Source organism: Arcobacter suis CECT 7833 (assembly GCF_003544815.1).
GTDB classification, from domain to species: Bacteria; Campylobacterota; Campylobacteria; order Campylobacterales; family Arcobacteraceae; genus Aliarcobacter; species Aliarcobacter suis.
Genome location: NZ_CP032100.1, coordinates 2,045,805 through 2,069,850, shown reverse-complemented (window position 1 = coordinate 2,069,850; position 24,046 = coordinate 2,045,805). Strand labels below are relative to the sequence as shown.

Sequence of the window (24,046 nt, the reverse complement as noted above, 5' to 3'; positions counted from 1 at the left end):
AAATATTTTTCACTATAGAAGGAATACAAATGTCAAGAAGATGTGCAATATCTGGAAAAGGACCTATGTCTGGAAACAACGTAAGTCATGCAAAAAACAGAACTAAAAGAAGATTTTTACCAAATATTAGAACAGTTAGAGTTACATTAGATGATGGAACTACAACTAAGTTAAAAATTTCTGCAAGAGAGTTAAGAACTCTTAAAAAACATTCATAATTAAGGCTGTAGAAAAAGTGCTTTCATGAGCATCTTTACTAAAGTAAAAAAGGCTATTGGCTGGGAAATCAGATCAGCCAAACCTCAATACGATTTAAATCCCCTAATATACTCGCAATTAAAACCTTTTAGATTACCTTTAATCCTACTTCAATCAATTATGATGATAGGAACGTTAGGTTATGTTTATATTGAAGATTATTCAATAATGCATGCAATTTTTCAATCAGCATATACATTTACAACAACTGGATTTGGTGCATTAAATGAAGCAAATTTCAGTAACCAAGGAATTGTATTTACTGTATGTTTGATGTTGGCTGGTTTTGCCACTCTTACTTTTTCTGTGGGTATCGTAATTGACGTTATAGCAAATGGTTCTTTATTAGTATTATTAAGGGAGAGAAAAATGCTTTATAAAATAGCAAGATTAAGAAGACATTTTGTGATTTGTTATCATAATGAATATACAGCACAATTAGCACGGCAGTTTAGGGAAAATCATATTCCTTTTGTTGTTGTTGATCCAAGTGATGATATAGAACAAATAGCGAAAGAGAATAACTATCCATATTTCGTAAAAGAAGAACCTTATAAAGAAGTTGCTTTTTTAAAATCACATTTAAGTTCAGCAAAAGGTGCTATTTCTTTATCAAAAAATATTTCAGATAATATTACTTTAATTGCTTCAGTTAGACTATATGAAAAAGAGTTAGGAAGAAATCCATTTTTGATTATTTCAAACGCTGAAACACAAAATGAAAAAATCCGACTAAAAAAACTTGGAGCAGACAAAGTTGTAGCAACTCCTTCATTAATGGCAAAAAGAGTTTCAGCAATGGCTATAAGACCAGATATGGAAAATGTTCTTGATGAATTTTTATATAAAAGAGATACTCCCATAGATATGGAAGAAGTTTTTGTAAATGAAGATTCTTGGGTAGTGAATAAAGAGATAAAAGATTTACATTTAAGAGACAGATTAAAAGTTTCAATAATTGGAATCACTGAAGAAAAAGGTAAGTTTATACAAATGCCAAAGGGAACTATGCCAATAAATGCAAATTGCAAATTATTGTTAGTAGGTTCTCAAAAAGGTATTGTAAGAGCTAAAAAAATTATAAATTTAACTAAAAAACCAGAGGATGTATAAAATTATGTTTACTATTTTACCAATTAAAGGTTATATTGATCAAATAGATGGATTTTATTGTGATGGAATTCATGCTGGACTTAAGCCAAATGGAAATAACGATTTAGGTTTCATTTATAGTGATAAGCCTTGTATTGTTGCAGCAATTTTTACTGAAAATAGATTTCAAGCAGCTCCATTAAAACATTTTTTGCAATATGAAGAAAATTTTAAAACAAATTTTGTTTTAATAAATTCTAAAAATGCAAATGCATTAACTGGGAGAAAAGGTATTGAAAATATTAATACTTTATTCTCTCAATTGGATTTTAATTTAGTAAATCCAATTATGAGTTCAACAGGAGTTATTGGAAATCCTCTTCCTATTGAAAAAATTGTAGCAGGTGCGAAAAAATTTGATTTAACTTCAAAAAATGGGGAGAATTTGTCACGTGCAATTATGACAACAGATGCTTATCCAAAAGCTTGCATGTATGAAGTAAAACTTGAAAATGGAACTTCTTTTAAAATAGGTGCTGTTGCAAAAGGTGCTGGAATGATAAATCCAAATCTTGCAACTATGCTTTGTTTTATTTGTACAGATGCTGCTGTTCCTTACCAAGATATAAAAGAGGCATTAAAAATAAATAGTCACACAACTTTTAATGCAATATCAGTTGATGGAGATACTTCAACAAATGATACCGTTATGGTTTTATCAAATGGAAATTCAAATGCTTATGATAAAGAAGCATTTGCAGAATCTTTAAGACTTGTAATGCATGACATGGCAATGTTAATGGTAGCTGATGGAGAAGGTGCAAAAAAAGTTGCAGCTTTTGAAGTTATAAATGCAGTTTCAAACGAACAGGCAATGATTGCTGCAAAAGCTTTATCAAATTCATTATTAGTAAAAACTGCACTTTTTGGAGAAGATCCAAATTTTGGAAGAATTGCTTCAACAATTGGAGCTTCAAGAATTGATTGTGATGATGAAAAATTAGTAATTTCATATAATGATGTTGTTGTTTTTAACAAAGGTGAAATTTGTTTTGATGCAGCAACTGAGGCAAAAGCTGGTGAAGTTCTAAAAAAAGATAAATATAAAATTATTTGTGATATTGGTTTAGGTGAGGGTAAATTTACAGCTTACGGTTGTGATTTAGGTTATAAATATGTTGAGATAAATGCAGATTACAGAAGTTAGTAAATAGCTTTTTTACAAAGAATTAAGTACTTAGATAGTATAATCCAAAAAATAAATTAAACACATAGGATGCAAAATGTTTCACGAATACAGAGATGTAATTACAGAATTAAAACAAAAAGATGGACACTTTCACAAACTTTTTGAAAAACATAATGAGTTAGATGATATTATCGTAAAACTTGAAGAATCACATGCTGACCAATTTGAAATTGAAGCTAAGAAAAAAGAAAAATTAAAATTAAAAGATGAAATTTATTCAGCAATTGTTAAATACAAAAGCGAAAAATAATTCTTTAATACTTAGAGAAAAATAGGGGATGAAAGTTTAGGCTTTTGTCCCTTTTTTATTAATAAGCTATTTATAGGCTTTTCCAGAAGTTTTAAATCCTAATTGTTCCAAAACTGTGCCAAAGATGTTCTAATCTAATAAAAACTTTCCTCTTATCTTTTTATCATTTTTTATATATTTTGCATAAGTTGAAAGTGTTATATTAGAATTTTTGTGTCCTAACATATTTGCAACCCATAAAATATCTTCTCCACTTGCTATCATCATTGATGCAAAAGTGTGTCTCATTTGATATAGATTTCTATAAGCTATATTTTGCTCTTTTAAAACTTTTGACCAATAAAGAGTAGATATTTTTTTTGATGAATTAAATGGAATATTACCTCTAGTTAAAAAGATATATTCACTATCTGTTTTAAATTGTAAATGATTCTCCAAATATGGTAAAAGTACATCAAGTATTTCAACATCTCTAATACTTGATTTTGTTTTAGGCGTTGTTTCAATTCCTTTATTTCTAGTTTTAGTTACTTTTATAATTCTATTTGTAAAATCAATATCAGACCATTTTAAAGCTATAATTTCTCCAGTTCTCATGCCAGTAAAAAAACCTATGGCAAAAAATGCTCTGATTTTTAAAGGACTAGCTTCAAGGATTTGAAATATCTCATCTTTTGAGAAAGGAATATTCTCATTTTTTGCTATATTTTGAGGAGCTTTTATTATTGAAAATGGATTCTTTTGGATAATCTCATCTCTAAATGCATCTTCAAATATGCCATAAAAAACTATTCTTATATTTAAAACGGATTTATTAGAAAGAATATCAAGTAAATTATTTTGCCATAAAGTAAGTTCCGAAGCTTTTATCGTATCTATTTTTCTTTTTCCAAATATTGGAATAATATGCTTATTCAAAATGTACTGATATATACCATGTGTATTTGCTTTTCTACTAGCTTTATTCATCTTCAAACTAATATCAATCATTTCTTGTACAGTTGGAACAATTTTATTTTCAAAGAACTCTCCACTATGCACTTTTAAAAGCATTTGTGGAATTATTTGCGTTGTTGCTAATTTTCTATTAGCTTTTGAATCTTCTATATTAAGTGACTTTTTAATCACTTCACCATTTAAACTAAACCTTACCCAAAGTTTTGCACCTCGAGTAAATAGTTTAGGTTCTGTCATTTTAACCATTGTGTTTCTCCTTTGAAAAACACCTTGATTCTAATACTTTTAACAGATTTTATTTTATTACAATTCATATTAAATCTTTTAAAATACTTTCTGCTATTTGTTTTGGATTTAATTGATTTAAAGAGTATTTAACCCAATTATCAAGCTCAATTTTATCAAATAAAATCCTACCTGCTTTTTTAAAATAGTGTTTTCCCTCTATTAAATGGCTATCTTTTAGTTTGTGTATATGGTCTTTTGAATAACCAATATAAATTGAAGCTTCTTTTATATTTAGCCACCTTTTTTCACTAGAAATTTTATTTTCTAAACTTTCCAATTTTTCCAATATGGTGTCTATCTTTTTTAAATTCTCAAATGATATATCCATTGTTTATATTCTCCTTTCATAATCTGTTTAAGATATAACTCCCTTAAAACTCTATCGCTTCACTAGAACTAATATCAAGCAGTAAATTCCTCTTTTTAGCTTCTTTATAAGCCACAGTATAAATTTGATTATCTCTTGCTGTAAGATGTTGTTTCTCAGAAGTTTTATCAAGATAAACCAATAATTCATAATCAGATAAATTAGCAACTGTTTCAGTTCTAAGAGGTTTAATTAACTCTCCATTATTTAGTAATCTAAAATTCTCTTTTTTATTTGTATTTTGGTTGATAACATCAACTTCAATATAATCTTTTTTTAGCTCTTTTTGAGTAGTTGTTTTTTTCAAAGATTCTTTTGCTTTAAAATATAGTTCATTTAAAAAATCAATATCCAAAGTTAGATTATTTATATATGCTTTTCTAATTAGTGATATATATTCATATTCAAATTTATTTTCATCATAAACGGATATTTTTCTTTTTAATCTTTCCAATGGAAAATCAATTTGCAAAAAATCTTTTAAATCATATTCACTTTTTATCTCTTCCCATAGAGGATGAGTATCTGCTTGATATTTATTATTTATCAATCTTTCATTTGATACTGAATCAATATCTAGTAATCTAATATCATCCATAGCACTTTGAAAAAGATTTTTAGCATTACATAATAAATCATCTATTGTATTTATGTTGTATTGTTTTAAATGACCTCTATTCATTTGAAACTCAATATTAAAAATTGTTTGTTCTAAATCAAAGTCATTATTTAAAAAGTATTCATTCATAATTTCAAACTTTTTAGATTTTTTTAGTTCTAGTGATTTATTATAAAGTCTTAATTTAAAAGGCTCTTTTCCAACATATAAAGTTTGTGTTGTATTTGCATTACCAATTTCATTAATAGTTGAATATTGTCTTTTTCTAGTGCTAAACATATCTTTTTTAACAAATGAAAAATCATATTGTATAAAGCAGTTTAAATCTGCTCTTGTTATTGGTATATAATCACTTATAACTTCTTTTAGAGAGTCTTTGAGTAATTCAATAATAGAACTAATACCAAAAGTATAAATACCATTTCCTTGAAGCTGTACTCTAATATCATTTAATCCTCTGTTTTTATATTTATCTTTAAATCCAATTCTAAAAAATTCATTTGAATCTTTAAACCAATAAAAGCCCTCTTGTTTTCCAAGATAAGATAATTGAATATCATTTATTGAAATTGTTAAATCTTTGTTCTCAAACTCAATATCTCTCTTTTCAAACTTACCTTTTAACTCTTCTAATTGGTCTAATATTTCTAAAAATAAATCATCATAGTTTTCATTGGTTTCAAAGAAGAAATAAAGTGAATCAATACCAAATACTTTTTTTATTTCACTCATCTTTTCTCCTTTTGAGTGTTTTAGTACGGGGTATTACTATATACCCCGAAATCTTGTCACGAAAAAAGAACATTTTCAGAGTTGCCTCTGAAAACTTTTCTTTTCTCTTAGACACCATAGAAACTAAATTGTTTTGAAATGATTCCTACTTCTACAGAAACCTCTTTTGAAATCTTGTCTGTATAAAGATTGATTTTTTCATCTGGAATGGAAATAGTTTGTAAATCTTTAACTAATGTTCCATTTGCTCTTTTACTTTCTACTAAAATTTGTAATTTAGCTTTTACAGGAGTAGCTAAAGTTTCTCCTTGTTTTTTGTAAGTTGTAGCTGGAATAATATTTAAAAGTAAACCTTTTAAAGTAATCATTTTTTATCCTTTATGGATTTATCTATTTTTATAATTATTAAAATAGAAAGTTTAGTAAACGTCTTTACTGTTATATAAATTTATATGACTTTGTTTTGATTAATCTGTTGGAAGTTTAATTGAAATAAAAAGTTTTTTTCTGCAAATATTGACTTGTTTTTGAGTTGTTATTTGCAGAGAATATTTAATAAAATATGATACGTAGTTGAGAAGTGAAGTTTTGCATTTCTTCTTTATGCTCATTCAGGAAATTTTGCATTTTAGGAGTTTCATCAAAAAAGTTTTCAATGATAAATTTATAAAATCCTTTGTCTATTTCTGATAAATCTTTTGTAGTATAAATTTTAATATCATCATAAATTTTTAGAATATTAGGTGTTTTTTTATTTTGGCGAATATTTTTAATTGCATCTTTTTCATCTAACACTAAATTAAATAATTCCATTATTTTTTTAGAAATAATATCTTTAGTAAAATTGGGTATTGTTGCTGTTTTATTTTTATTATATTCTTTTCTTAAACTTTTAAATTGTTCAATCCTAGCTTGAGCATAATTATAAAAACAAGCTTGAGCAAATCCATTATACATTTCATTTTCAGTGAAATTTACATATTCAAATTTTTTATGAAATTGTTGATTTCTATTTAAAATGATTTTATCTTTTTCATCTATTTCTTCAATATCCATAATTTGTATTAATTTAGCGAATATTTTATTTGTTATAGAAGATATAATCATAGAACCTTCAATTTTATCTTCTTTGTATGTTTCAATAATACCTTTATGTAATTTTGAATCTATTAATAAATTTTCGTCAAAAAAGTTTTCTGCATTTTCTCTCATGCTTTTTGTTTTATTAACAAAATTATCATAATTATATTGAGTTGATGAATTATTAAATTGATTTTCTTTAATATATAAACTATTATTTATTGAATTTAAAAATAAATAAAAATATTCTAGGTATGGATTTCTAATACTTGATACTATCCAATCTAAATAATATAATTTACTATTCATAAATTTATATTTTAATTTTTCTAATAATTCTTTTGAAATATTGTTTTTATATCTTTTTTCACTATACAAAAAATTTACATCTTCATCTAATTCATAGACTCTTTTTAATTCTTTCAAATCGGCTATGTATCTATTTAATGTATTATCAACTAATTCATTTAATGAAAGTTTATTCTTTATTTTATAATATTTAATATATTGTAATATATGAATAGGACAAGAATGGATATAGACTTTTTCAAAGAATAAGTTATTATCAATAAAATACTCTATTTCTTCTGTTAATACTTTCATGAAAAATCTTAAATTTTCTTAATATAGTAACAAAAAATAATTTATTAAATATTAATACATAGATTTTATAATTATTTAAATATAATTTACAACTATTAAAAATAATACAAGGAAACTAAAAGTGGAAAGTATCAAAGATACAATATTGAACATCAAAGGGCATTTATATGAAAGAGTAACAAGTCCTTTTTTACTAACATTTATAATTGTTTTATTTTATTATTATTGGCCAGTAATATTTATTTCTTTTGATGATAAATTAGATTCAAAATTGAAAATTGAACAGATAAAGGAAATAATCTGTGAGGTTTCAACTGCTGATAGAATTTTTAATTGGTTAGATTACTTTCCAATGTATATTTATGCAATTTTATTAGTTATTGTAACAATGATTATTTATTCATTGCTGTTTGTAGTTGGAACATACATAAGAGAATTTCAGTATTACTTATCAAAAAGAGTGAAAAAATCGTTAGATATTGATTATGTTAATTCTAAAGATTATGCAGATGTTCTTAAAAATTATGAAAATCAATTTGAAGAAATGAGTAATAAAATCAGCAATAAAACACATGAAATCCAAAATTTTAAAAAAATAATTAGATTAACTGAAGATGAAAGAAAATTATTTTACAGAATACTTGAAAATAATGGTTCTTTAGATTTTGAAAAATTATCAGATGATGAAAAAAAAATCATGGAAATAATTGGTAGTAAAGGTATATGTGCTAAAAGTAATACAGCGTATGTATTAACTTCCAATTATAATTTATATTCAGAAAAATAACTTTAAATTTAATTTTTGTATTCTTTTTAAATATAATTATATTGTTCCAAAATTGTTCCAAAAAGAGATTGATTTTACAAAATAATCTCTTATGATTTTTGTTAGAAGTACGAAAATAAGGTGTTTTATATGTTTTTAGTTTTTATTTTATAAATTTAGGCTTTTGTCCCCTTTTTTTATATTTTTATTTTAATAAATTTTATTACAACTTATGCTAAGCGCATTTTAGATATAATAAATCAATTTTATATTACAAAGGCCTTTTTTTATGGAAAACCTTTTCGAAAATCAAGATATTATAGATATAAATATTGAAGACTCAGTAAAAGCTTCATATTTAGATTATTCTATGAGTGTTATTATAGGTCGGGCATTACCTGATGCAAAAGATGGTTTAAAACCAGTACACAGAAGAATTTTATTCGCAATGCATGATTTGAATATTACTTCAAAATCAGCGTATAAAAAATCTGCAAGAATTGTTGGAGATGTTATTGGTAAATACCATCCTCATGGTGATACTTCAGTTTATGATGCATTAGTTAGAATGGCTCAAAACTTCTCTATGAGAGCTCCTTTAGTTGATGGACAAGGAAACTTTGGTTCGGTTGATGGTGATAGTGCAGCTGCTATGAGATATACAGAAGCTAGAATGACTAAAATAGCTGAAGAAGTATTAAGAGATTTGGATAAAGATACAGTAAATTTTACACCAAACTATGATGATACAATGAGAGAACCATCAGTTCTTCCTACAAGAATTCCTACTTTACTTCTAAATGGAAGTGAAGGAATTGCTGTTGGTATGGCTACAAAAATTCCTCCACATAATATTAATGAATTATTAAATGCTGTTTTATACACAATAGATAATCCAGATGCAACTGCTGATGAATTAATGCAGTTTATTCAAGGTCCAGATTTCCCAACAGGTGGAACAATCTTTGGAAGACGAGGAATCATTGATGCGTATAATACAGGTCGAGGAAGAGTAAGAATTAGAGCTAAACATCACATTGAAACAAGAGGTAAAAAAGAGATTATAGTTCTTGATGAATTACCTTATCAAGTGAATAAAGCAAGATTAATTGAACTTATTGCAAACTTAGCAAAAGATAAACAAATTGATGGAATTTCAGAAGTTAGAGATGAATCTGACAGAGAAGGAATCAGAGTTGTAATTGAGCTTAAAAAAGATGCGATGAGCGAAATTGTTTTAAATAACTTATATAAATCAACTCCAATGGAAACTACATTTGGAATTATTCTTTTAGCTGTTTTCAATAAAGAACCAAAAGTATTTACATTACCTCAATTATTAACTGTTTTCTTATCACATAGAAAAACAGTAATTATTAGAAGAACAATTTTCGATTTAGAAAAAGCAAAAGCAAGAGCGCATATTTTAGAAGGTTTAAAAATTGCTTTAGACAATATTGATGAAGTTGTAAAAATTATCAGAGCTAGTGCAAATGATCAGGAAGCAAAAGATAGTTTACAAAATAGATTTGGTTTAAGTCCAATTCAATCTCAAGCTATTTTAGATATGAGACTTGGAAGATTAACAGGTCTTCAAAGAGATAAATTAGAAGCTGAATATCAAGAATTAATGATTTTAATTGCTGAATTAGAAGCTATTCTAAAATCTGAAGAAAAATTAAATGAAATCATTAAAGAAGAATTAACTGATATTCAAGAAAGATTTTCAAGTGATAGAAGAACAGATATTGAAGATTCTTACGATGAAATTGATATTGAAGATTTAATTCCAAATGAACCAATGGTTGTTACAATCACTCATAATGGTTATGTAAAAAGAGTTCCAATCAAATCTTATGAAAAACAAAGACGAGGTGGAAAAGGTAAAGTTGCCGTGACTACTCACGATGATGACTTTATTGAGAAATTCTTTGTAAGTAATACTCATGATACTTTAATGTTTGTTACAAATATGGGACAATTATATTGGTTAAAAGTTTACAAAATTCCTGAAGGTAGTAGAACTGCAAAAGGTAAAGCAGTTGTTAACTTAATCAACTTAAGACCTGACGAGAAAATTATGGAAATTATTCCAACTCCAGATTTTGATGAATCTAAATCTTTAGTATTCTTCACAAGAAACGGAATTATTAAAAGAACATCTTTGAGTGAATTCTCAAATATCAGATCAAATGGTGTAAGAGCTATTGTTTTAGATGATTTAGATGAAATAGTAACAGCAAAAATTGCAGATGTTGAAACTCAATATTTAATGATTTTTACAAGCATGGGTCAATGTATTAGATTCGAAATTGAAAAAACAAGAGACCAAGGAAGAAGTACAAGAGGAGTTAGAGGTATCAAGTTTAAACATGATATTGACTTCGTTGTAGATGCAGATGTTGTAAATAATGAAGAACAAGAGTTATTGACTGTTTCTGAAAAAGGGATAGGAAAACGAACAACTGTTGAAGAGTATAGACTTACAAATAGAGCAGGTTCAGGAGTTATATCTATGAAACTATCTCCAAAAACAGGAAATGTTGTAGGAGAAGTATTAGTAGATGATACACAAGATTTAATGTTATTAACTTCAATTGGAAAAATGATTAGAGTTGATATGCAATCAATTAGAAAAGCTGGAAGAAATACAGCCGGTGTAATTATTGTAAATGTAGATAAAAATGATAAAGTTGTATCAATTGCAAAATGTCCAAAAGAGGATGAAGAGATAGAACTAGATGAAAATGGAAATATTATTAGATATACAGAAGATGGTGAAGTTTTAGAATCAATTTCAATTGACCCTGAATCAAATAAAACACCAACTTTATTAGATACATTAGATGGTGAAGAAGATAATTTAGAAAAAGGTGAGGATGAGTAGAACGATGAGAAAGTTTAATGTTGCAGTTGTTGGAGCTACTGGTGCTGTTGGAGAAGAGTTATTTAGAGTTTTAGAAGAATATGATTTTCCTATTAACAAATTAGTTCCATTAGCAAGTTCAAGAAGTGCTGGTTCAAAAATTGAGTATAGAAATAAAGAATATACAGTTTTAGAATTAACTGAAACTTGTTTTGAAGAAAATGATATTGAAATTGCTTTCTTTAGTGCAGGTGGAAGTGTTTCTGAAAAATTTGCAAAATTTGCAGTTGAAGCGGGAGCTGTTGTAATTGATAATACAAGTCACTTTAGAATGGATCCAAAAGTTCCTTTAGTTGTACCTGAAGTAAATCCAGAAGATATTAAATTATGGAGAGAATCAGGAATTATTGCAAATCCAAATTGTTCAACAATTCAAATGGTTTTATCATTAAAACCACTTGATGAATTATATGGAATCAAAAGAGTTGATGTTTCAACTTATCAAGCAGTTTCAGGTGCTGGAAAAACTGGTATGGAAGAACTTGTAAAACAAATGCAAGCATTTTTTGCATTTAATCTTGAAGATGCAGAAATCAAAGCATTTCCTCATCAAATTGCTTTAAATGTAATTCCACAAATTGACGTTGCTACTGATAATGGTTTTACTAAAGAAGAGATGAAAATGGTAAAAGAAACTCAAAAAATTATGCACAAACAAATGCAAATTGCAGCAACTTGTGTAAGAGTTCCAGTTTTAAGATCTCATAGTGAATCATTAACTGTAACATTTGAAGATAATGTTGATGTTGATTTAGATAAAGTAAGAGAAGTATTAAATAACTTTGAAAATGTAGAAGTTATTGATGATTTACCTAATAAAAAATATCCAATGCCAATTATTTCAACAGATACAGATATTACTTATGTTGGAAGAATTAGAAAAGATATTTATGCACCAAACATTATTCATTATTTTAATGTAGCTGACCAAGTAAGAGTTGGAGCTGCTACAAATGCAGTTAGAATTGCTCTTAAATGGGCTGATATGGAGAATAATATTTAAATGATAGAAAAAATATTTGAAAATGCTATGTGGAAAACAAGACTTCTTGTCTTGCTTCCAGTTGTTTTTGGACTTATAGGTGCAGGAATACTTTTTGTAGTTGCATCAATAGATATTTTTAAGGTTTTTGTTTATACTTTAGATGTCTATTACAATGGATTACATCCTGCAAACTTCCATGAAGAAATAGTAAGTAGAATTATAGGAGCAGTTGATTTATATTTAATTGCTGTTGTTATGTTGATTTTCGCATTTGGTATTTATGAATTATTTATTTCAAAAATTGATGCAGCTGATAATAGTTCAGCTGGAAATAATATTTTAGCAATTCATTCCTTAGATCAATTAAAAGATAAAATTGCAAAAGTTATTGTGATGGTATTAATTGTTAGTTTTTTCCAAAAGGTATTACATACAAATTATGATGGTGCATTGCAAATGTTATATTTTGCCTTATCAATTGGAATATTATCTGTAGGACTTTACTTTTTAGGTAAAGTTGGAAAACATTAAATTTTTTGTTACTTTTAAAAAAGTAAATATATAAATATTGGTCCCTTAAAATAGGGACTATTTTAAGGATAAAAATGTCAAAAATTTTTGTTGATGCATGTTTTAGAAAACCAACTCCATATACACCAGTTTGGATGATGAGACAAGCAGGAAGATACCTTCCTGAATATATGAAAGTAAGAGCTCAAGCTGGAAACTTTTTAAATCTTTGTCATAATCCAGAATTAGCTGCTGAAGTTACTATTCAACCACTTGATATTGTAGGTGTTGATGCTGCAATTTTATTTTCAGATATTTTAGTAGTTCCAAATGAAATGGGAATGCACCTTGATTTTATCAAAGGTGAAGGTCCTATTTTTAAAGACCCAATAGTAAATGAAGCTGATGTTGATGCACTTTTAGGTGGAGAAGCTGCTGCTGATAAATTAACTTACGTTTATGAAACAATTAAAATTTTAAAACAAAGATTACCAGAGGATAAAGCTCTTATTGGTTTCACTGGTGCTCCTTGGACACTTGCTACTTATATGATTGAAGGGCAGGGGACAAAAACTTATAATCTTTGTAAAAAAATGATGTATTCAAATCCTGAACTTTTACATAAAATATTAAAAAAAGTGACAGAAGTTGTAAAATTTTATATGGAAAAACAAATTCAATCAGGTATTGATGTTGTTCAAATCTTTGATTCTTGGGCATCTGCAATTGAACCTTCAATGTATGATGAATTCTCATGGAAATATATGGTTGAAATTTCAGAATATTTAAAAGAAAAATATCCTCACATTCCAGTTATCATGTTCCCAAAAGGAATACCTGCATTTTTAGATAAAGTTTATGGAAACTTTGATGTATTTGGTGTTGATTGGGGAACTCCAATGGCACTTGCAAAAGAAAAGCTTGGTTCAAAATATGTTTTACAAGGAAATATGGAACCTTGTAGATTATATTCAAAAGAAAAAACTACACAATGTGTTGAAGCTTTACATAATATTATGCAAGGTGAAGGACATATATTTAATTTAGGTCATGGAATATTACCTGATGTTCCAGTTGAAAATGCTATTCACTTTGTAAAAGAGTGTCAAAGAATAAGTAAAAAATAATCTAACCAATTAAGTGGGAATTCCCACTTAAACTATCGAAAGAAAAATCATGTCATATTCAAACTCTATTATTTTTGGACCAATCCCTTCAAGAAGATTTGGAATATCTTTAGGTATTGATTTATCACCAGCAAAAAAACAGTGTAATTTTGATTGTTTATATTGTGAATTAGAAGGTGCTAAAACAGTTGATAAAATGGATGAATATCCAAGTGTTGAAGATATAATTAAAGAGATTAAGAATAGTTTTGGAATACATCCCAAAATAGATGTTATAACACTAACAGCGAATGGTGAACCTACTTTATATCCAAAATTAGATGAATTGATTAATGAAATAAATAAAATCAAGACAAACACAAAAACTCTGATTTTATCAAATGGAAGTACTATTTATAAAAAAGAGATTTACGATGCACTTTTAAAAATCGATATTGTAAAGTTATCTCTTGATTGTATAAGTGAAAAATGTTTTAAAAAACTTGATAGGGTAAATAGTAGTGTTGAAACACAAAAAATAGTTCCTGCCATGATAAATTTTTCAAAACAAACAAAAAATGATTTGGTATTAGAAATTTTATTTGTAAAAGATTTAAATGACAAAATAGATGAGATAGCATTGCTAAATCATGCCATAACTCAGATTAACCCTAAACGAGTAGATATAGGAACAATAGACAGACCACCAGCTTATGAGGTGAAACCTGTAACTTATGAATTTTTGGAAAATGTTGCTAGTGAGTTTAAAAATATTAATGTAAATATTGTTTACAAAAATAGACCAAAATCTATGCAAACATATTCAGAAGGTGAAATAATTAAAATGTTAAAAAGAAGACCATTAACTGCTGAAGATATAGTAAATATGTTTGATAATCAATCAAAAATGACTTTAGATGATTTAATTAAAAGTAATATAATTACTATCGTAAATAGCAGTGGAGTTGAATTTTATAAAAATTTATTGAAATAGTTTTTCTGACTTGACAATTAAGTATTTTTTTACTATAATTCCAACCCATTAAAGATGAAGTCAAAATCCGGCATAGCTCAGCGGTAGAGTAGATGACTGTTAATCATTTGGTCCCAGGTTCGAATCCTGGTGCCGGAGCCATAACTTCTTTTTTAATGTTTAAATTTATAGATTCCGGCATAGCTCAGCGGTAGAGTAGATGACTGTTAATCATTTGGTCCCAGGTTCGAATCCTGGTGCCGGAGCCATTTATAAATTTCAAAAAACAAACTTACAAGTTCCGGCATAGCTCAGCGGTAGAGTAGATGACTGTTAATCATTTGGTCCCAGGTTCGAATCCTGGTGCCGGAGCCACTTCTTTTTTATCAAAAATAAATCAAATTTCTAAACATACTTTTAAAAAATCTCAGTGTTAAAACAATTTTTTAATGTACTCATTACCTGATGGTAACTTCTATACTAAAAAATTAATTTCCCTTAAACTCTTTCAAAATATTATTTACTAAATTGATTATATCTACTTAATTTTATTAAAGATATGATACCTATTGAACTAAAAATAGGTGTTTAATGGATATAGAAAAAGTACATAAATTAGCAGAAATATTAGATAAAAAAATTGATGTATATAAAAAAGCTTGTGATTTTATATTAAAATCAGATACAAAACATAGTAAAGAATTATTTTTACTTTTATTAAGTATTTCTGACTCACTAGGAACACTATTTTAAGTAAAATTAATAAAATAAGAGATTGTTATGCTATTTCAAGGATGATATTTTTATTACTTTTGATGGAGAAAACCATTCTGTTGGTTTTAGTAAAAATAATTCTTTTAAAATGAAAGGTGACCTAAAAGATTGGAGAAAAAAAGAAAAGGATAAAAGTATAAATATAGAAAAACGTATAGAGATGATTAATAAAAAATATGGAGATACTGTATCAAGATTTTTACAACGAGCTCATATAACTATTTATAGAACTTCGCCAGATATTATTCATCGAACTATTGTGCATTGGAATGATTAATAAAAAGGATAACACATTTAGTGCAGAAGCAATGATTCAACATGGATTTAGAGTTATAATGACATTAATGTTAAGTATATCTCAATGTGTGTATTCAATATTATTTGCATTTAATAAAGAGATTAAAGGTGTAGATAAATTTGAAAAAGAATACTCAAAATTTTTAGAAGAATATCTAAAAGTGGGAAGAGAAATAAAATAATAAAAACGGGATTAGTCTCTTTATTGAATCGAACAAAGACTATTATTAAATAGTCTTTGATATTAATGTGTTATTTCAATTTCTCAGCCACAAGCTCATTAACAACTTGTGGATTAGCTTTTCCACCAGTAGCCTTTAAAACTTGTCCTACAAAGAATCCTAACAGTTTTGTATTACCTGCTTTGAATTTTTCTACGTTGTCAGGGTTTCTTGAAATGATTTCATCTATGATAGGTAAAATAATGCTTGGGTCACTTATTTGAACTAAACCTTTATCTTCAACTATTTTTGAAGGATTTACTCCTGTTTGACTCATCTCTTCAAATATTTGTTTTGCGATTTTATTTGAAATGATTTCATCATCTACCATCTTAATAAGTTCAGCTATTTGAGATGCTGTGAATTTTAACTCATTTGCTTGTTTTTCTTTTATCTCTTTTGCCACTTCATTTGCTACAATATTTGCAATTGGAACAGGGCTATTAAGTTTTGATAATGCTTCTTCATAAAATGATGAAAGTTTTTCATCACGTGCAAGAATATTTGCTACTTCACTATTTAGATTAAGTTCATTTGTATACTTATCAAATAATGCTTTTTGATTTCCACTCATAGGTGTAACTTCACCAATAATTTGTAAATTTTTAGTTTCTTGTTTAGGCGTTGATTCAATATTATCTATATTTTCAATTACTTTTGTTTTTTTAGCCCAAGAGTCTTTTAATCCTACAATTTTATTAAATACTGGTTTTTCATCTGTATAATCAATTGGGTCGGCATAAAAATACCCTTGTCTTTCAAATTGGAATCTAACATCTGCTCTATCTGTGATAACAGCTGCCTCAACAAGTGCATTTTTAATAATGTGTAATGAATCAGGGTTTAAATCTTCTAGTCCATCCGGAGCTTCGCAAGAGTATAATCTATCATAAAGTCTTACTTCAATTTTTTTTGCTTGTGCTGCATCAACCCATTGAATTGCACTTTTAACTTTTATCCCACTTGTATCTGAACCACTTTTTGAAGTAGGGTTATATTCTGCTTTTATTTCAATGATATTTCCATTTTCATCTTTTATCACCTCTTTACAAGTTATAATATATGCATGTCTTAGACGAACAGATTGTTCTGGTGAAAGACGGTTGTAGTCTTTTGGAGGATTTTCCATAAAATCTTCACGCTCAATATAAATTACTTTTGAAAAAGGTATTTTTCTTGAACCCTCTTTAGGCACATCATGTGGATAGTATGAAGCTTCAATCTCTTCACTTCCCTCATAATTTTCAATAGTTACTTTAAGTGGGTCAAGCACACACATAACTCTTGGAACTTTTGTATTTAAATCATCTCTTATACAAAATTCAAGTTGAGAAACATCAACCATCGAGTTTGCTTTTGCAATTCCAATTTGGTCACAGAAATTAAGAATTGATTCAGGTGTATAACCTCTTCTTTTATATCCAGCAATTGTTGGAAGTCTAGGGTCATCCCAACCGTTTACATAGTTACCATTTACAAGCTCTAAAAGTTTTCTTTTACTCATAACAGTATAGTTTATACCTAAACGTGCAAATTCATGTTGATAAGGTCTTGGAGGAACAAGATTAAGTGTATCCAATAGCCAATCATAAATATCACGATTGTTTTCAAATTCTAATGTACAAATAGAGTGAGAAACTCCTTCGATATAATCAGATAAACAATGTGCAAAGTCATACATAGGATAAATACACCATTCATCTTGTGTTCTAAAATGATGAGCATGTCTAATTCTATATAAAAGAGGATCTCTCATTTTCATATTCGCTGCACTCATATCTATTTTAGCTCTTAAAATATGTTCTCCCTCTTTGAACTCACCATTTTTCATTCGCTCAAGTAAGTCCAAGTTTTCTTCAATAGAACGCTTAGCATAAATACTTCTACGACCAGCTTCATTAACAGTTCCTCTGTATTCTCTGATCTCTTCTTCATTTAGACTATCAACATATGCTTTACCTATTTTAACAAGTTCAACGGCATAATCATATATTTTAGGAAAATAATCAGATGTAAAATATACATTATCATTCCAGTCAAAACCAAGCCATTTAACAGCATCTTTTAGGGCTTCAACATATTTTGTGTCTTCAGTAGTTGGATTAGTGTCATCCATTCTAAGGTTACAATAGCCATTATAATCACGTGCAATACCAAAATTTATGCAGATAGATTTTGCATGTCCTATATGTGGGAAACCATTTGGTTCTGGAGGAAATCTTGTAATTATTTTTTTATATTTACCAGACTTTAAGTCCTCGTCAACTATTGTACGTAAAAAATCTTTGTGCTCACTCATTATTATTAAACCTTTGATTGTGAAACTATTATTAGGGTTGTATTTTATCAAATAAGTGCTTTAAGTTTAAAAATTCTTTAAGATATAGCTAAATAAGTATACAAAAAGTTTAAAAGAAAAAGGTAAATGATAAAGAAAGGCAAGAGAAAACTAGTAAGTAAGAGGAATCCAAAAATTTAAGCCAAATTTAAGCTGCAAGGTATTGACAAAGCCAAAAGAATCTATTATAATTCCCGTCCAATTTGACTGGAACGCATCAAACGAGAGAATGATGAGAGACGTTGTAATCGAAGCTAGGATGATCTTTAAAAATAATTATAAACGTTTGTGAAGTAATCTTTATAAACCGAATATAGAATTCTTGTAATATAATCTGTTGTTTATTACAGATGTAAAATAAGAATAAATGTTAATATAAAATATATACATATAACAAGAGAGAAATGGTAAAACATAGAAATCTTGTCTATAACAATGAGTGATAATTTTGTGTTAGTAAAATAATACAGAAAAAGTCAAGTTCAAAAACTTCAATTTATGGAGAGTTTGATCCTGGCTCAGAGTGAACGCTGGCGGCGTGCTTAACACATGCAAGTCGAACGAGAACGGATTATAGCTTGCTATAATTGTCAGCTAAGTGGCGCACGGGTGAGTAATATATAGATAACCTGCCCTCAAGAAAGGAATAACAGTTGGAAACGACTGCTAATGCCCTATATGCCTTTAATACATAAGTATGCAAGGGAAACGCTTTAGTGCTTGAGGATGGGTCTGTATGGTATCAGCTTGTTGGTGAGGTAATGGCTCACCAAGGCTATGACGCCTAACTGGTTTGAGAGGATGATCAGTCACACTGGAACTGAGACACGGTCCAGACTCCTACGGGAGGCAGCAGTGGGGAATATTGCACAATGGACGAAAGTCTGATGCAGCAACGCCGCGTGGAGGATGACACATTTCGGTGCGTAAACTCCTTTTATATGGGAAGATAATGACGGTACCATATGAATAAGCACCGGCTAACTCCGTGCCAGCAGCCGCGGTAATACGGAGGGTGCAAGCGTTACTCGGAATCACTGGGCGTAAAGAGCGTGTAGGCGGATATATAAGTCAGAAGTGAAATCCAATAGCTTAACTATTGAACTGCTTTTGAAACTGTATATCTAGAATGTGGGAGAGGTAGATGGAATTTCTGGTGTAGGGGTAAAATCCGTAGAGATCAGAAGGAATACCGATTGCGAAGGCGATCTACTGGAACATTATTGACGCTGAGACGCGAAAGCGTGGGGAGCAAACAGGATTAGATACCCTGGTAGTCCACGCCCTAAACGATGCACACTAGTTGTTGTGAGGCTAGACCTTGCAGTAATGCAGTTAACACATTAAGTGTGCCGCCTGGGGAGTACGGTCGCAAGATTAAAACTCAAAGGAATAGACGGGGACCCGCACAAGCGGTGGAGCATGTGGTTTAATTCGACGATACACGAAGAACCTTACCTGGACTTGACATAGTAAGAACTTTCTAGAGATAGATTGGTGTCTGCTTGCAGAAACTTATATACAGGTGCTGCACGGCTGTCGTCAGCTCGTGTCGTGAGATGTTGGGTTAAGTCCCGCAACGAGCGCAACCCTCGTCATTAGTTGCTAACAGTTCGGCTGAGAACTCTAATGAGACTGCCTACGCAAGTAGGAGGAAGGTGAGGACGACGTCAAGTCATCATGGCCCTTACGTCCAGGGCTACACACGTGCTACAATGGGGTATACAAAGAGCCGCAATACAGTGATGTGGAGCAAATCTCAAAAATATCTCCCAGTTCGGATTGTAGTCTGCAACTCGACTACATGAAGTTGGAATCGCTAGTAATCGTAGATCAGCTATGCTACGGTGAATACGTTCCCGGGTCTTGTACTCACCGCCCGTCACACCATGGGAGTTGAACTCATTCGAAGCGGGGATGCTAAAATAGCTACCTTCCACAGTGGATTCAGCGACTGGGGTGAAGTCGTAACAAGGTAACCGTAGGAGAACCTGCGGTTGGATCACCTCCTTTCAGAGAATTAAGTTAAGATTTGTTTCTTAACTTAAAACTAAAAAATATATGAGATTTTATATTCGGTTTATAAAGATTATTTAAAATAGGTTTAAGGGCCTATAGCTCAGCTGGCTAGAGCGCTCGACTGATAATCGTGAGGTCTCAGGTTCAAGTCCTGATAGGCCCACCATTAAATAATCTTAAAGATTAATCAGTGTGGGGAATTAGCTCAGCTGGGAGAGCGCCTGCTTTGCACGCAGGAGGTCAGCGGTTCGATCCCGCTATTCTCCACCACCTTTAAATAGTTTAGAAGTTTATAATTAAAATTAAGAAACTTGAAAAAAAGTTAAATATAAGTTCAAATAGAGTTTGAATTTATATTTGATTTTCGAATCAAAATGATATTTAAAAATATAATGTTAAAGTCTTTAATTTTTTCGTTTAATTAAAAGAACTATGAGAATTTATTCAAAGTAGAACTAATAATTAAAAACAAAAATTTTAATTATCTAGAAATAGATAGAACACAACTTATTTTATTGATATATTTTAAATAATATGTTTAATAAGATAGTAGCCAAAGAATATTATCAAAAATGCGACAGAATTTAATTCTGTTTATTAATAAGCTATTAAGGGCTAATGGTGGATGCCTAGACTGTAAGAGGCGATGAAAGACGTATTAGGCTGCGATAAGCCTCGGGGAGCTGCCAAAGAGCTTTGATCCGGGGATTTCTGAATGGGGCAACCCAGTATAGTGAGAGCTATATTACCCTACGGGGAGCTAACCTGGTGAAGTGAAACATCTCAGTAGCCAGAGGAAGAGAAATCAAACGAGATTCCGTCAGTAGCGGCGAGCGAAAGCGGATTAGGACAAACCCAATGCTTGCATTGGGGGTTGTAGGACCATAACGTGAGACTAAAGAAGATAGATGAAATACTTGGAAAAGTGTAGCATAGAAGGTGAAACTCCTGTAATTTAAATTTTCAATAGCTCTAATGGTATCCTGAGTAGGTCGGAACACGTGATATTTTGACTGAAACTGGGGGGACCACCCTCCAATCCTAAATACTACTTACAGATCGATAGTGAACAAGTACCGTGAGGGAAAGGTGAAAAGTACTCCAGCGAGGAGAGTGAAATAGAACCTGAAACCATTAGCTTACAATCATTCAGAGCCCTATGATTTATCAGGGTGATGGACTGCCTTTTGCATAATGAGCCTGCGAGTTGTGGTGTCTGGCAAGGTTAAGTCAAGTACGAAGCCGTAGCGAAAGCGAGTCTTAATAGGGCGAATTAGTCAGATGCTGCAGACCCGAAACGAAGTGATCTATCCATGAGCAGGTTGAAGCTGGTGTAAGAGCCAGTGGAGGACCGAACCGATAGGCGTTGAAAAGTCTCCGGATGACTTGTGGATAGGGGTGAAAGGCCAATCAAACTTCGTGATAGCTGGTTCTCTCCGAAATATATTTAGGTATAGCCTTGTGTTGTAGCATATAGGGGTAGAGCACTGAATGGGCTAGGGCTGCTTACCGCGGTACCAAACCCTATCAAACTATGAATACTATATGTGGAATCACAGGAGTCAGGCGATGGGTGATAAAATCCACCGTCGAGAGGGGAACAACCCAGACTAACAGCTAAGGTCCCTAAGTCACATCTAAGTGGAAAACGATGTGGAGTTACTGTGACAACCAGGAGGTTGGCTTAGAAGCAGCCATCCTTTAAAGAAAGCGTAACAGCTCACTGGTCTAGTGATTCTGCGCGGAAAATATAACGGGGCTAAGATGTGCACCGAAGCTTTAGATTCGAATTTATTCGAGTGGTAGGAGAGCGTTCTATTCAGCGTTGAAGATGTACCGGCAAGGAGCGTTGGAGCGGATAGAAGTGAGCATGCAGGCATGAGTAGCGATAATTGAGGTGAGAATCCTCAACGCCGAAAACCCAAGGTTTCCTACGCGATGCTCGTCATCGTAGGGTTAGTCGGGTCCTAAGTCGAGTCCGAAAGGGGTAGACGATGGCAAATTGATTAATATTTCAATACCAACATACAAGCGCGATGTGGGGACGCATAGAGTTAATCGAGCTCACTGATGGAATAGTGGGTCGAAGGACGTAGGTTGATACTTAGGCAAATCCGGGTATCATAAGACCGAGATCTTACAGGCTCTTGACACTCTTCGGAGGAGATGGAGAATCGATGATACTGTCGTGCCAAGAAAAGCCACTAAGTATATTGTATGTTGCCCGTACCGTAAACCGACACAGGTGGGTGGGATGAGTATTCTAAGGCGCGTGGAAGAACCCTGGTTAAGGAACTCTGCAAACTAGCACCGTATCTTCGGTATAAGGTGTGCCTACTTTGGTATATGGACTTGCTCCAAAAAGCTAGAGAGGTTGCAACAAAGAGTCCCTCCCGACTGTTTACCAAAAACACAGCACTTTGCTAACACGTAAGTGGATGTATAAGGTGTGACGCCTGCCCGGTGCTCGAAGGTTAACTGATGATGTCAGCGCAAGCGAAGCATTTGATTGAAGCCCGAGTAAACGGCGGCCGTAACTATAACGGTCCTAAGGTAGCGAAATTCCTTGTCGGTTAAATACCGACCTGCATGAATGGCGTAACGAGATGGGAGCTGTCTCAACCAGGGATCCAGTGAAATTGTAGTGGAGGTGAAAATTCCTCCTACCCGCGGAAAGACGGAAAGACCCCGTGCACCTTTACTACAGCTTGACACTGTAGCTTGGATATTCATGTGCAGGATAGGTGGGAGGCTATGATGACTAGACGCAAGTAGAGTCGGAGCCATCCTTGAGATACCACCCTTGAATATTTGAGTTACTAACTGCGTACAATTATCTTGTATCAGGACAATGTCTGGTGGGTAGTTTGACTGGGGCGGTCGCCTCCTAAAAAGTAACGGAGGCTTACAAAGGTTAGTTCATGGCGGATGGAAATCGCCAGTTGAGTATAATGGCATAAACTAGCTTGACTGTGAGACATACAAGTCGAACAGAGACGAAAGTCGGTCATAGTGATCCGGTGGTTCTGTGTGGAAGGGCCATCGCTCAAAGGATAAAAGGTACGCCGGGGATAACAGGCTGATCTCCCCCAAGAGCTCACATCGACGGGGAGGTTTGGCACCTCGATGTCGGCTCATCGCATCCTGGGGCTGAAGTAGGTCCCAAGGGTATGGCTGTTCGCCATTTAAAGCGGTACGCGAGCTGGGTTCAGAACGTCGTGAGACAGTTCGGTCCCTATCTTCCGTGGGCGTAGGAAAGTTGAAGAGATTTGTCCCTAGTACGAGAGGACCGGGATGAACGTACCACTGGTGTACCAATTGTTCTGCCAAGAGCATCGTTGGGTAGCTACGTACGGATGTGATAAGAGCTGAAAGCATCTAAGCTCGAAGCCAACTCTAAGATTAACTTTCCCTGAAGTTCCCAGCAAGACTAGCTGGTTGATAGGCTGGATGTGTAAGCGATGTAAGTCGTTTAGCTGACCAGTACTAATAGAACGTTTGGCTTATTTAAAACAATTCTTTGGTTTACTATCTTATTAAATATATACTATATATATTTTTAAGACACATTGTGTTTTTTTTTAGAAAGAACAAAAGACTTTAACATTATTTTTTCTTAACTCTAGTTTGAGTTGA

Annotated in this window: 19 protein-coding genes, 5 tRNA genes and 2 rRNA genes; 20 read left to right on the top strand and 6 right to left on the bottom strand. The window is 31.1% G+C overall.

Going from position 1 to position 24,046, the window contains the following annotated elements:
• The first annotated feature begins 29 nt into the window (after nt 1–29).
• The 4 genes from rpmB to ASUIS_RS10620 all read left to right on the top strand — a co-directional run bounded on the left by rpmB (nt 30) and on the right by ASUIS_RS10620 (nt 2,849).
• Complete coding sequence (rpmB, locus tag ASUIS_RS10635; RefSeq protein ID WP_118887096.1) at nt 30–218, top strand: 50S ribosomal protein L28; 189 nt, start codon at nt 30–32, stop codon at nt 216–218.
• A gap of 25 nt (nt 219–243) precedes the next feature.
• Entirely contained in the window at nt 244–1,371 is a 1,128-nt protein-coding gene (locus tag ASUIS_RS10630; protein ID WP_118887095.1) for a potassium channel family protein, read from the top strand.
• 4 nt (nt 1,372–1,375) lie between these two features.
• Complete coding sequence (gene argJ / locus ASUIS_RS10625; protein ID WP_118887094.1) at nt 1,376–2,557, top strand: bifunctional glutamate N-acetyltransferase/amino-acid acetyltransferase ArgJ; 1,182 nt, start codon at nt 1,376–1,378, stop codon at nt 2,555–2,557.
• Between the two features lie 76 nt (nt 2,558–2,633).
• Nucleotides 2,634–2,849 carry a YdcH family protein gene (locus tag ASUIS_RS10620; protein ID WP_118887093.1) on the top strand — a complete coding sequence of 72 codons (216 nt, stop codon included), beginning with the start codon at nt 2,634–2,636 and terminating at the stop codon, nt 2,847–2,849.
• A gap of 129 nt (nt 2,850–2,978) precedes the next feature.
• Here the strand turns inward: ASUIS_RS10620 and ASUIS_RS10615 are convergent, their stop codons facing one another.
• The 5 genes from ASUIS_RS10615 to ASUIS_RS10595 all read right to left on the bottom strand — a co-directional run bounded on the left by ASUIS_RS10615 (nt 2,979) and on the right by ASUIS_RS10595 (nt 7,495).
• Nucleotides 2,979–4,052: a tyrosine-type recombinase/integrase gene (locus ASUIS_RS10615; protein WP_226799903.1), complete on the bottom strand. Its 1,074-nt coding sequence runs from the start codon at nt 4,050–4,052 to the stop codon at nt 2,979–2,981.
• Nucleotides 4,053–4,116: 64 nt separating this feature from the next.
• A complete protein-coding gene (locus ASUIS_RS10610) occupies nt 4,117–4,422 on the bottom strand; it encodes a DNA-binding protein (RefSeq protein WP_118887092.1) in 306 nt (101 codons plus the stop codon).
• Nucleotides 4,423–4,465: 43 nt separating this feature from the next.
• Nucleotides 4,466–5,812 (bottom strand): hypothetical protein, encoded by a 1,347-nt coding sequence (locus ASUIS_RS10605; protein ID WP_118887091.1) that lies wholly within the window; start codon nt 5,810–5,812, stop codon nt 4,466–4,468.
• Between the two features lie 107 nt (nt 5,813–5,919).
• The gene (locus tag ASUIS_RS10600) at nt 5,920–6,180 is read right to left on the bottom strand and encodes a hypothetical protein (RefSeq protein WP_118886744.1); all 261 of its coding nucleotides are present in this window, start codon (nt 6,178–6,180) and stop codon (nt 5,920–5,922) included.
• Between the two features lie 184 nt (nt 6,181–6,364).
• A complete protein-coding gene (locus tag ASUIS_RS10595; protein ID WP_118887090.1) occupies nt 6,365–7,495 on the bottom strand; it encodes a hypothetical protein in 1,131 nt (376 codons plus the stop codon).
• A 121-nt stretch (nt 7,496–7,616) separates the two neighbouring features.
• On the opposite strand from ASUIS_RS10595, the gene ASUIS_RS10590 reads away from it, so the two are divergent.
• The 12 genes from ASUIS_RS10590 (at nt 7,617) to ASUIS_RS10540 (ending at nt 16,014) form a co-directional block, all read left to right on the top strand.
• Nucleotides 7,617–8,282, top strand: coding sequence for a hypothetical protein (locus ASUIS_RS10590; RefSeq protein WP_118887089.1), 666 nt, complete (start codon nt 7,617–7,619; stop codon nt 8,280–8,282).
• 268 nt (nt 8,283–8,550) lie between these two features.
• Entirely contained in the window at nt 8,551–11,148 is a 2,598-nt protein-coding gene (gene gyrA / locus ASUIS_RS10585) for a DNA gyrase subunit A (protein WP_118887088.1), read from the top strand.
• A 4-nt stretch (nt 11,149–11,152) separates the two neighbouring features.
• Nucleotides 11,153–12,190 (top strand): aspartate-semialdehyde dehydrogenase, encoded by a 1,038-nt coding sequence (locus tag ASUIS_RS10580; protein ID WP_118887685.1) that lies wholly within the window; start codon nt 11,153–11,155, stop codon nt 12,188–12,190.
• On the top strand, nt 12,191–12,703 hold the full coding sequence (locus tag ASUIS_RS10575; RefSeq protein ID WP_192894497.1) for a YqhA family protein: 513 nt from the start codon (nt 12,191–12,193) through the stop codon (nt 12,701–12,703). It begins immediately after the preceding gene.
• Nucleotides 12,704–12,777: 74 nt separating this feature from the next.
• The gene (gene hemE / locus ASUIS_RS10570; RefSeq protein WP_118887087.1) at nt 12,778–13,809 is read left to right on the top strand and encodes a uroporphyrinogen decarboxylase; all 1,032 of its coding nucleotides are present in this window, start codon (nt 12,778–12,780) and stop codon (nt 13,807–13,809) included.
• Nucleotides 13,810–13,858: 49 nt separating this feature from the next.
• Nucleotides 13,859–14,782, top strand: coding sequence for a radical SAM protein (locus ASUIS_RS10565; protein ID WP_118887086.1), 924 nt, complete (start codon nt 13,859–13,861; stop codon nt 14,780–14,782).
• Between the two features lie 66 nt (nt 14,783–14,848).
• Nucleotides 14,849–14,923 (top strand) — tRNA-Asn (locus ASUIS_RS10560).
• Nucleotides 14,924–14,955: 32 nt separating this feature from the next.
• Nucleotides 14,956–15,030 (top strand) — tRNA-Asn (locus ASUIS_RS10555).
• 31 nt (nt 15,031–15,061) lie between these two features.
• Nucleotides 15,062–15,136 (top strand) — tRNA-Asn (locus ASUIS_RS10550).
• 216 nt (nt 15,137–15,352) lie between these two features.
• Entirely contained in the window at nt 15,353–15,514 is a 162-nt protein-coding gene (locus ASUIS_RS13740) for a hypothetical protein (RefSeq protein WP_153801680.1), read from the top strand.
• A gap of 22 nt (nt 15,515–15,536) precedes the next feature.
• Nucleotides 15,537–15,812, top strand: a complete 276-nt coding sequence (locus ASUIS_RS10545; RefSeq protein WP_118887085.1) for a hypothetical protein — start codon at nt 15,537–15,539, stop codon at nt 15,810–15,812.
• Nucleotides 15,805–16,014 (top strand): hypothetical protein, encoded by a 210-nt coding sequence (locus tag ASUIS_RS10540; protein WP_118887084.1) that lies wholly within the window; start codon nt 15,805–15,807, stop codon nt 16,012–16,014. Before ASUIS_RS10545 ends, ASUIS_RS10540 begins: the two co-directional genes overlap by 8 nt.
• 70 nt (nt 16,015–16,084) lie before the next feature.
• On the opposite strand, the gene ASUIS_RS10535 is transcribed toward ASUIS_RS10540, so the two are convergent.
• Entirely contained in the window at nt 16,085–18,352 is a 2,268-nt protein-coding gene (locus ASUIS_RS10535) for a glutamine--tRNA ligase/YqeY domain fusion protein (protein WP_118887083.1), read from the bottom strand.
• A gap of 534 nt (nt 18,353–18,886) precedes the next feature.
• On the opposite strand from ASUIS_RS10535, the gene ASUIS_RS10530 reads away from it, so the two are divergent.
• From ASUIS_RS10530 to ASUIS_RS10515, 4 genes are all read left to right on the top strand, one after another.
• Nucleotides 18,887–20,404 (top strand): 16S ribosomal RNA (locus ASUIS_RS10530).
• A gap of 95 nt (nt 20,405–20,499) precedes the next feature.
• A tRNA-Ile gene (locus ASUIS_RS10525) sits at nt 20,500–20,576 on the top strand.
• A gap of 28 nt (nt 20,577–20,604) precedes the next feature.
• Nucleotides 20,605–20,680 (top strand) — tRNA-Ala (locus tag ASUIS_RS10520).
• A 328-nt stretch (nt 20,681–21,008) separates the two neighbouring features.
• Nucleotides 21,009–23,921 (top strand): 23S ribosomal RNA (locus ASUIS_RS10515).
• Together the 16S and 23S rRNA genes with 2 tRNA genes alongside form the textbook arrangement of a ribosomal RNA operon.
• The last annotated feature ends 125 nt before the right edge of the window (nt 23,922–24,046 follow it).

Coding starts and splice junctions, on each gene's coding strand:
- rpmB (WP_118887096.1), top strand. CDS start 30: ATGTCAAGAAGATGTGCAATATCTGGAAAAGGACCTATGTCTGGAAAC.
- ASUIS_RS10630 (WP_118887095.1), top strand. CDS start 244: ATGAGCATCTTTACTAAAGTAAAAAAGGCTATTGGCTGGGAAATCAGA.
- argJ (WP_118887094.1), top strand. CDS start 1,376: ATGTTTACTATTTTACCAATTAAAGGTTATATTGATCAAATAGATGGA.
- ASUIS_RS10620 (WP_118887093.1), top strand. CDS start 2,634: ATGTTTCACGAATACAGAGATGTAATTACAGAATTAAAACAAAAAGAT.
- ASUIS_RS10615 (WP_226799903.1), bottom strand. CDS start 4,052: ATGGTTAAAATGACAGAACCTAAACTATTTACTCGAGGTGCAAAACTT.
- ASUIS_RS10610 (WP_118887092.1), bottom strand. CDS start 4,422: ATGGATATATCATTTGAGAATTTAAAAAAGATAGACACCATATTGGAA.
- ASUIS_RS10605 (WP_118887091.1), bottom strand. CDS start 5,812: ATGAGTGAAATAAAAAAAGTATTTGGTATTGATTCACTTTATTTCTTC.
- ASUIS_RS10600 (WP_118886744.1), bottom strand. CDS start 6,180: ATGATTACTTTAAAAGGTTTACTTTTAAATATTATTCCAGCTACAACT.
- ASUIS_RS10595 (WP_118887090.1), bottom strand. CDS start 7,495: ATGAAAGTATTAACAGAAGAAATAGAGTATTTTATTGATAATAACTTA.
- gyrA (WP_118887088.1), top strand. CDS start 8,551: ATGGAAAACCTTTTCGAAAATCAAGATATTATAGATATAAATATTGAA.
- ASUIS_RS10580 (WP_118887685.1), top strand. CDS start 11,153: ATGAGAAAGTTTAATGTTGCAGTTGTTGGAGCTACTGGTGCTGTTGGA.
- ASUIS_RS10575 (WP_192894497.1), top strand. CDS start 12,191: ATGATAGAAAAAATATTTGAAAATGCTATGTGGAAAACAAGACTTCTT.
- hemE (WP_118887087.1), top strand. CDS start 12,778: ATGTCAAAAATTTTTGTTGATGCATGTTTTAGAAAACCAACTCCATAT.
- ASUIS_RS10565 (WP_118887086.1), top strand. CDS start 13,859: ATGTCATATTCAAACTCTATTATTTTTGGACCAATCCCTTCAAGAAGA.
- ASUIS_RS13740 (WP_153801680.1), top strand. CDS start 15,353: ATGGATATAGAAAAAGTACATAAATTAGCAGAAATATTAGATAAAAAA.
- ASUIS_RS10540 (WP_118887084.1), top strand. CDS start 15,805: ATGATTAATAAAAAGGATAACACATTTAGTGCAGAAGCAATGATTCAA.
- ASUIS_RS10535 (WP_118887083.1), bottom strand. CDS start 18,352: ATGAGTGAGCACAAAGATTTTTTACGTACAATAGTTGACGAGGACTTA.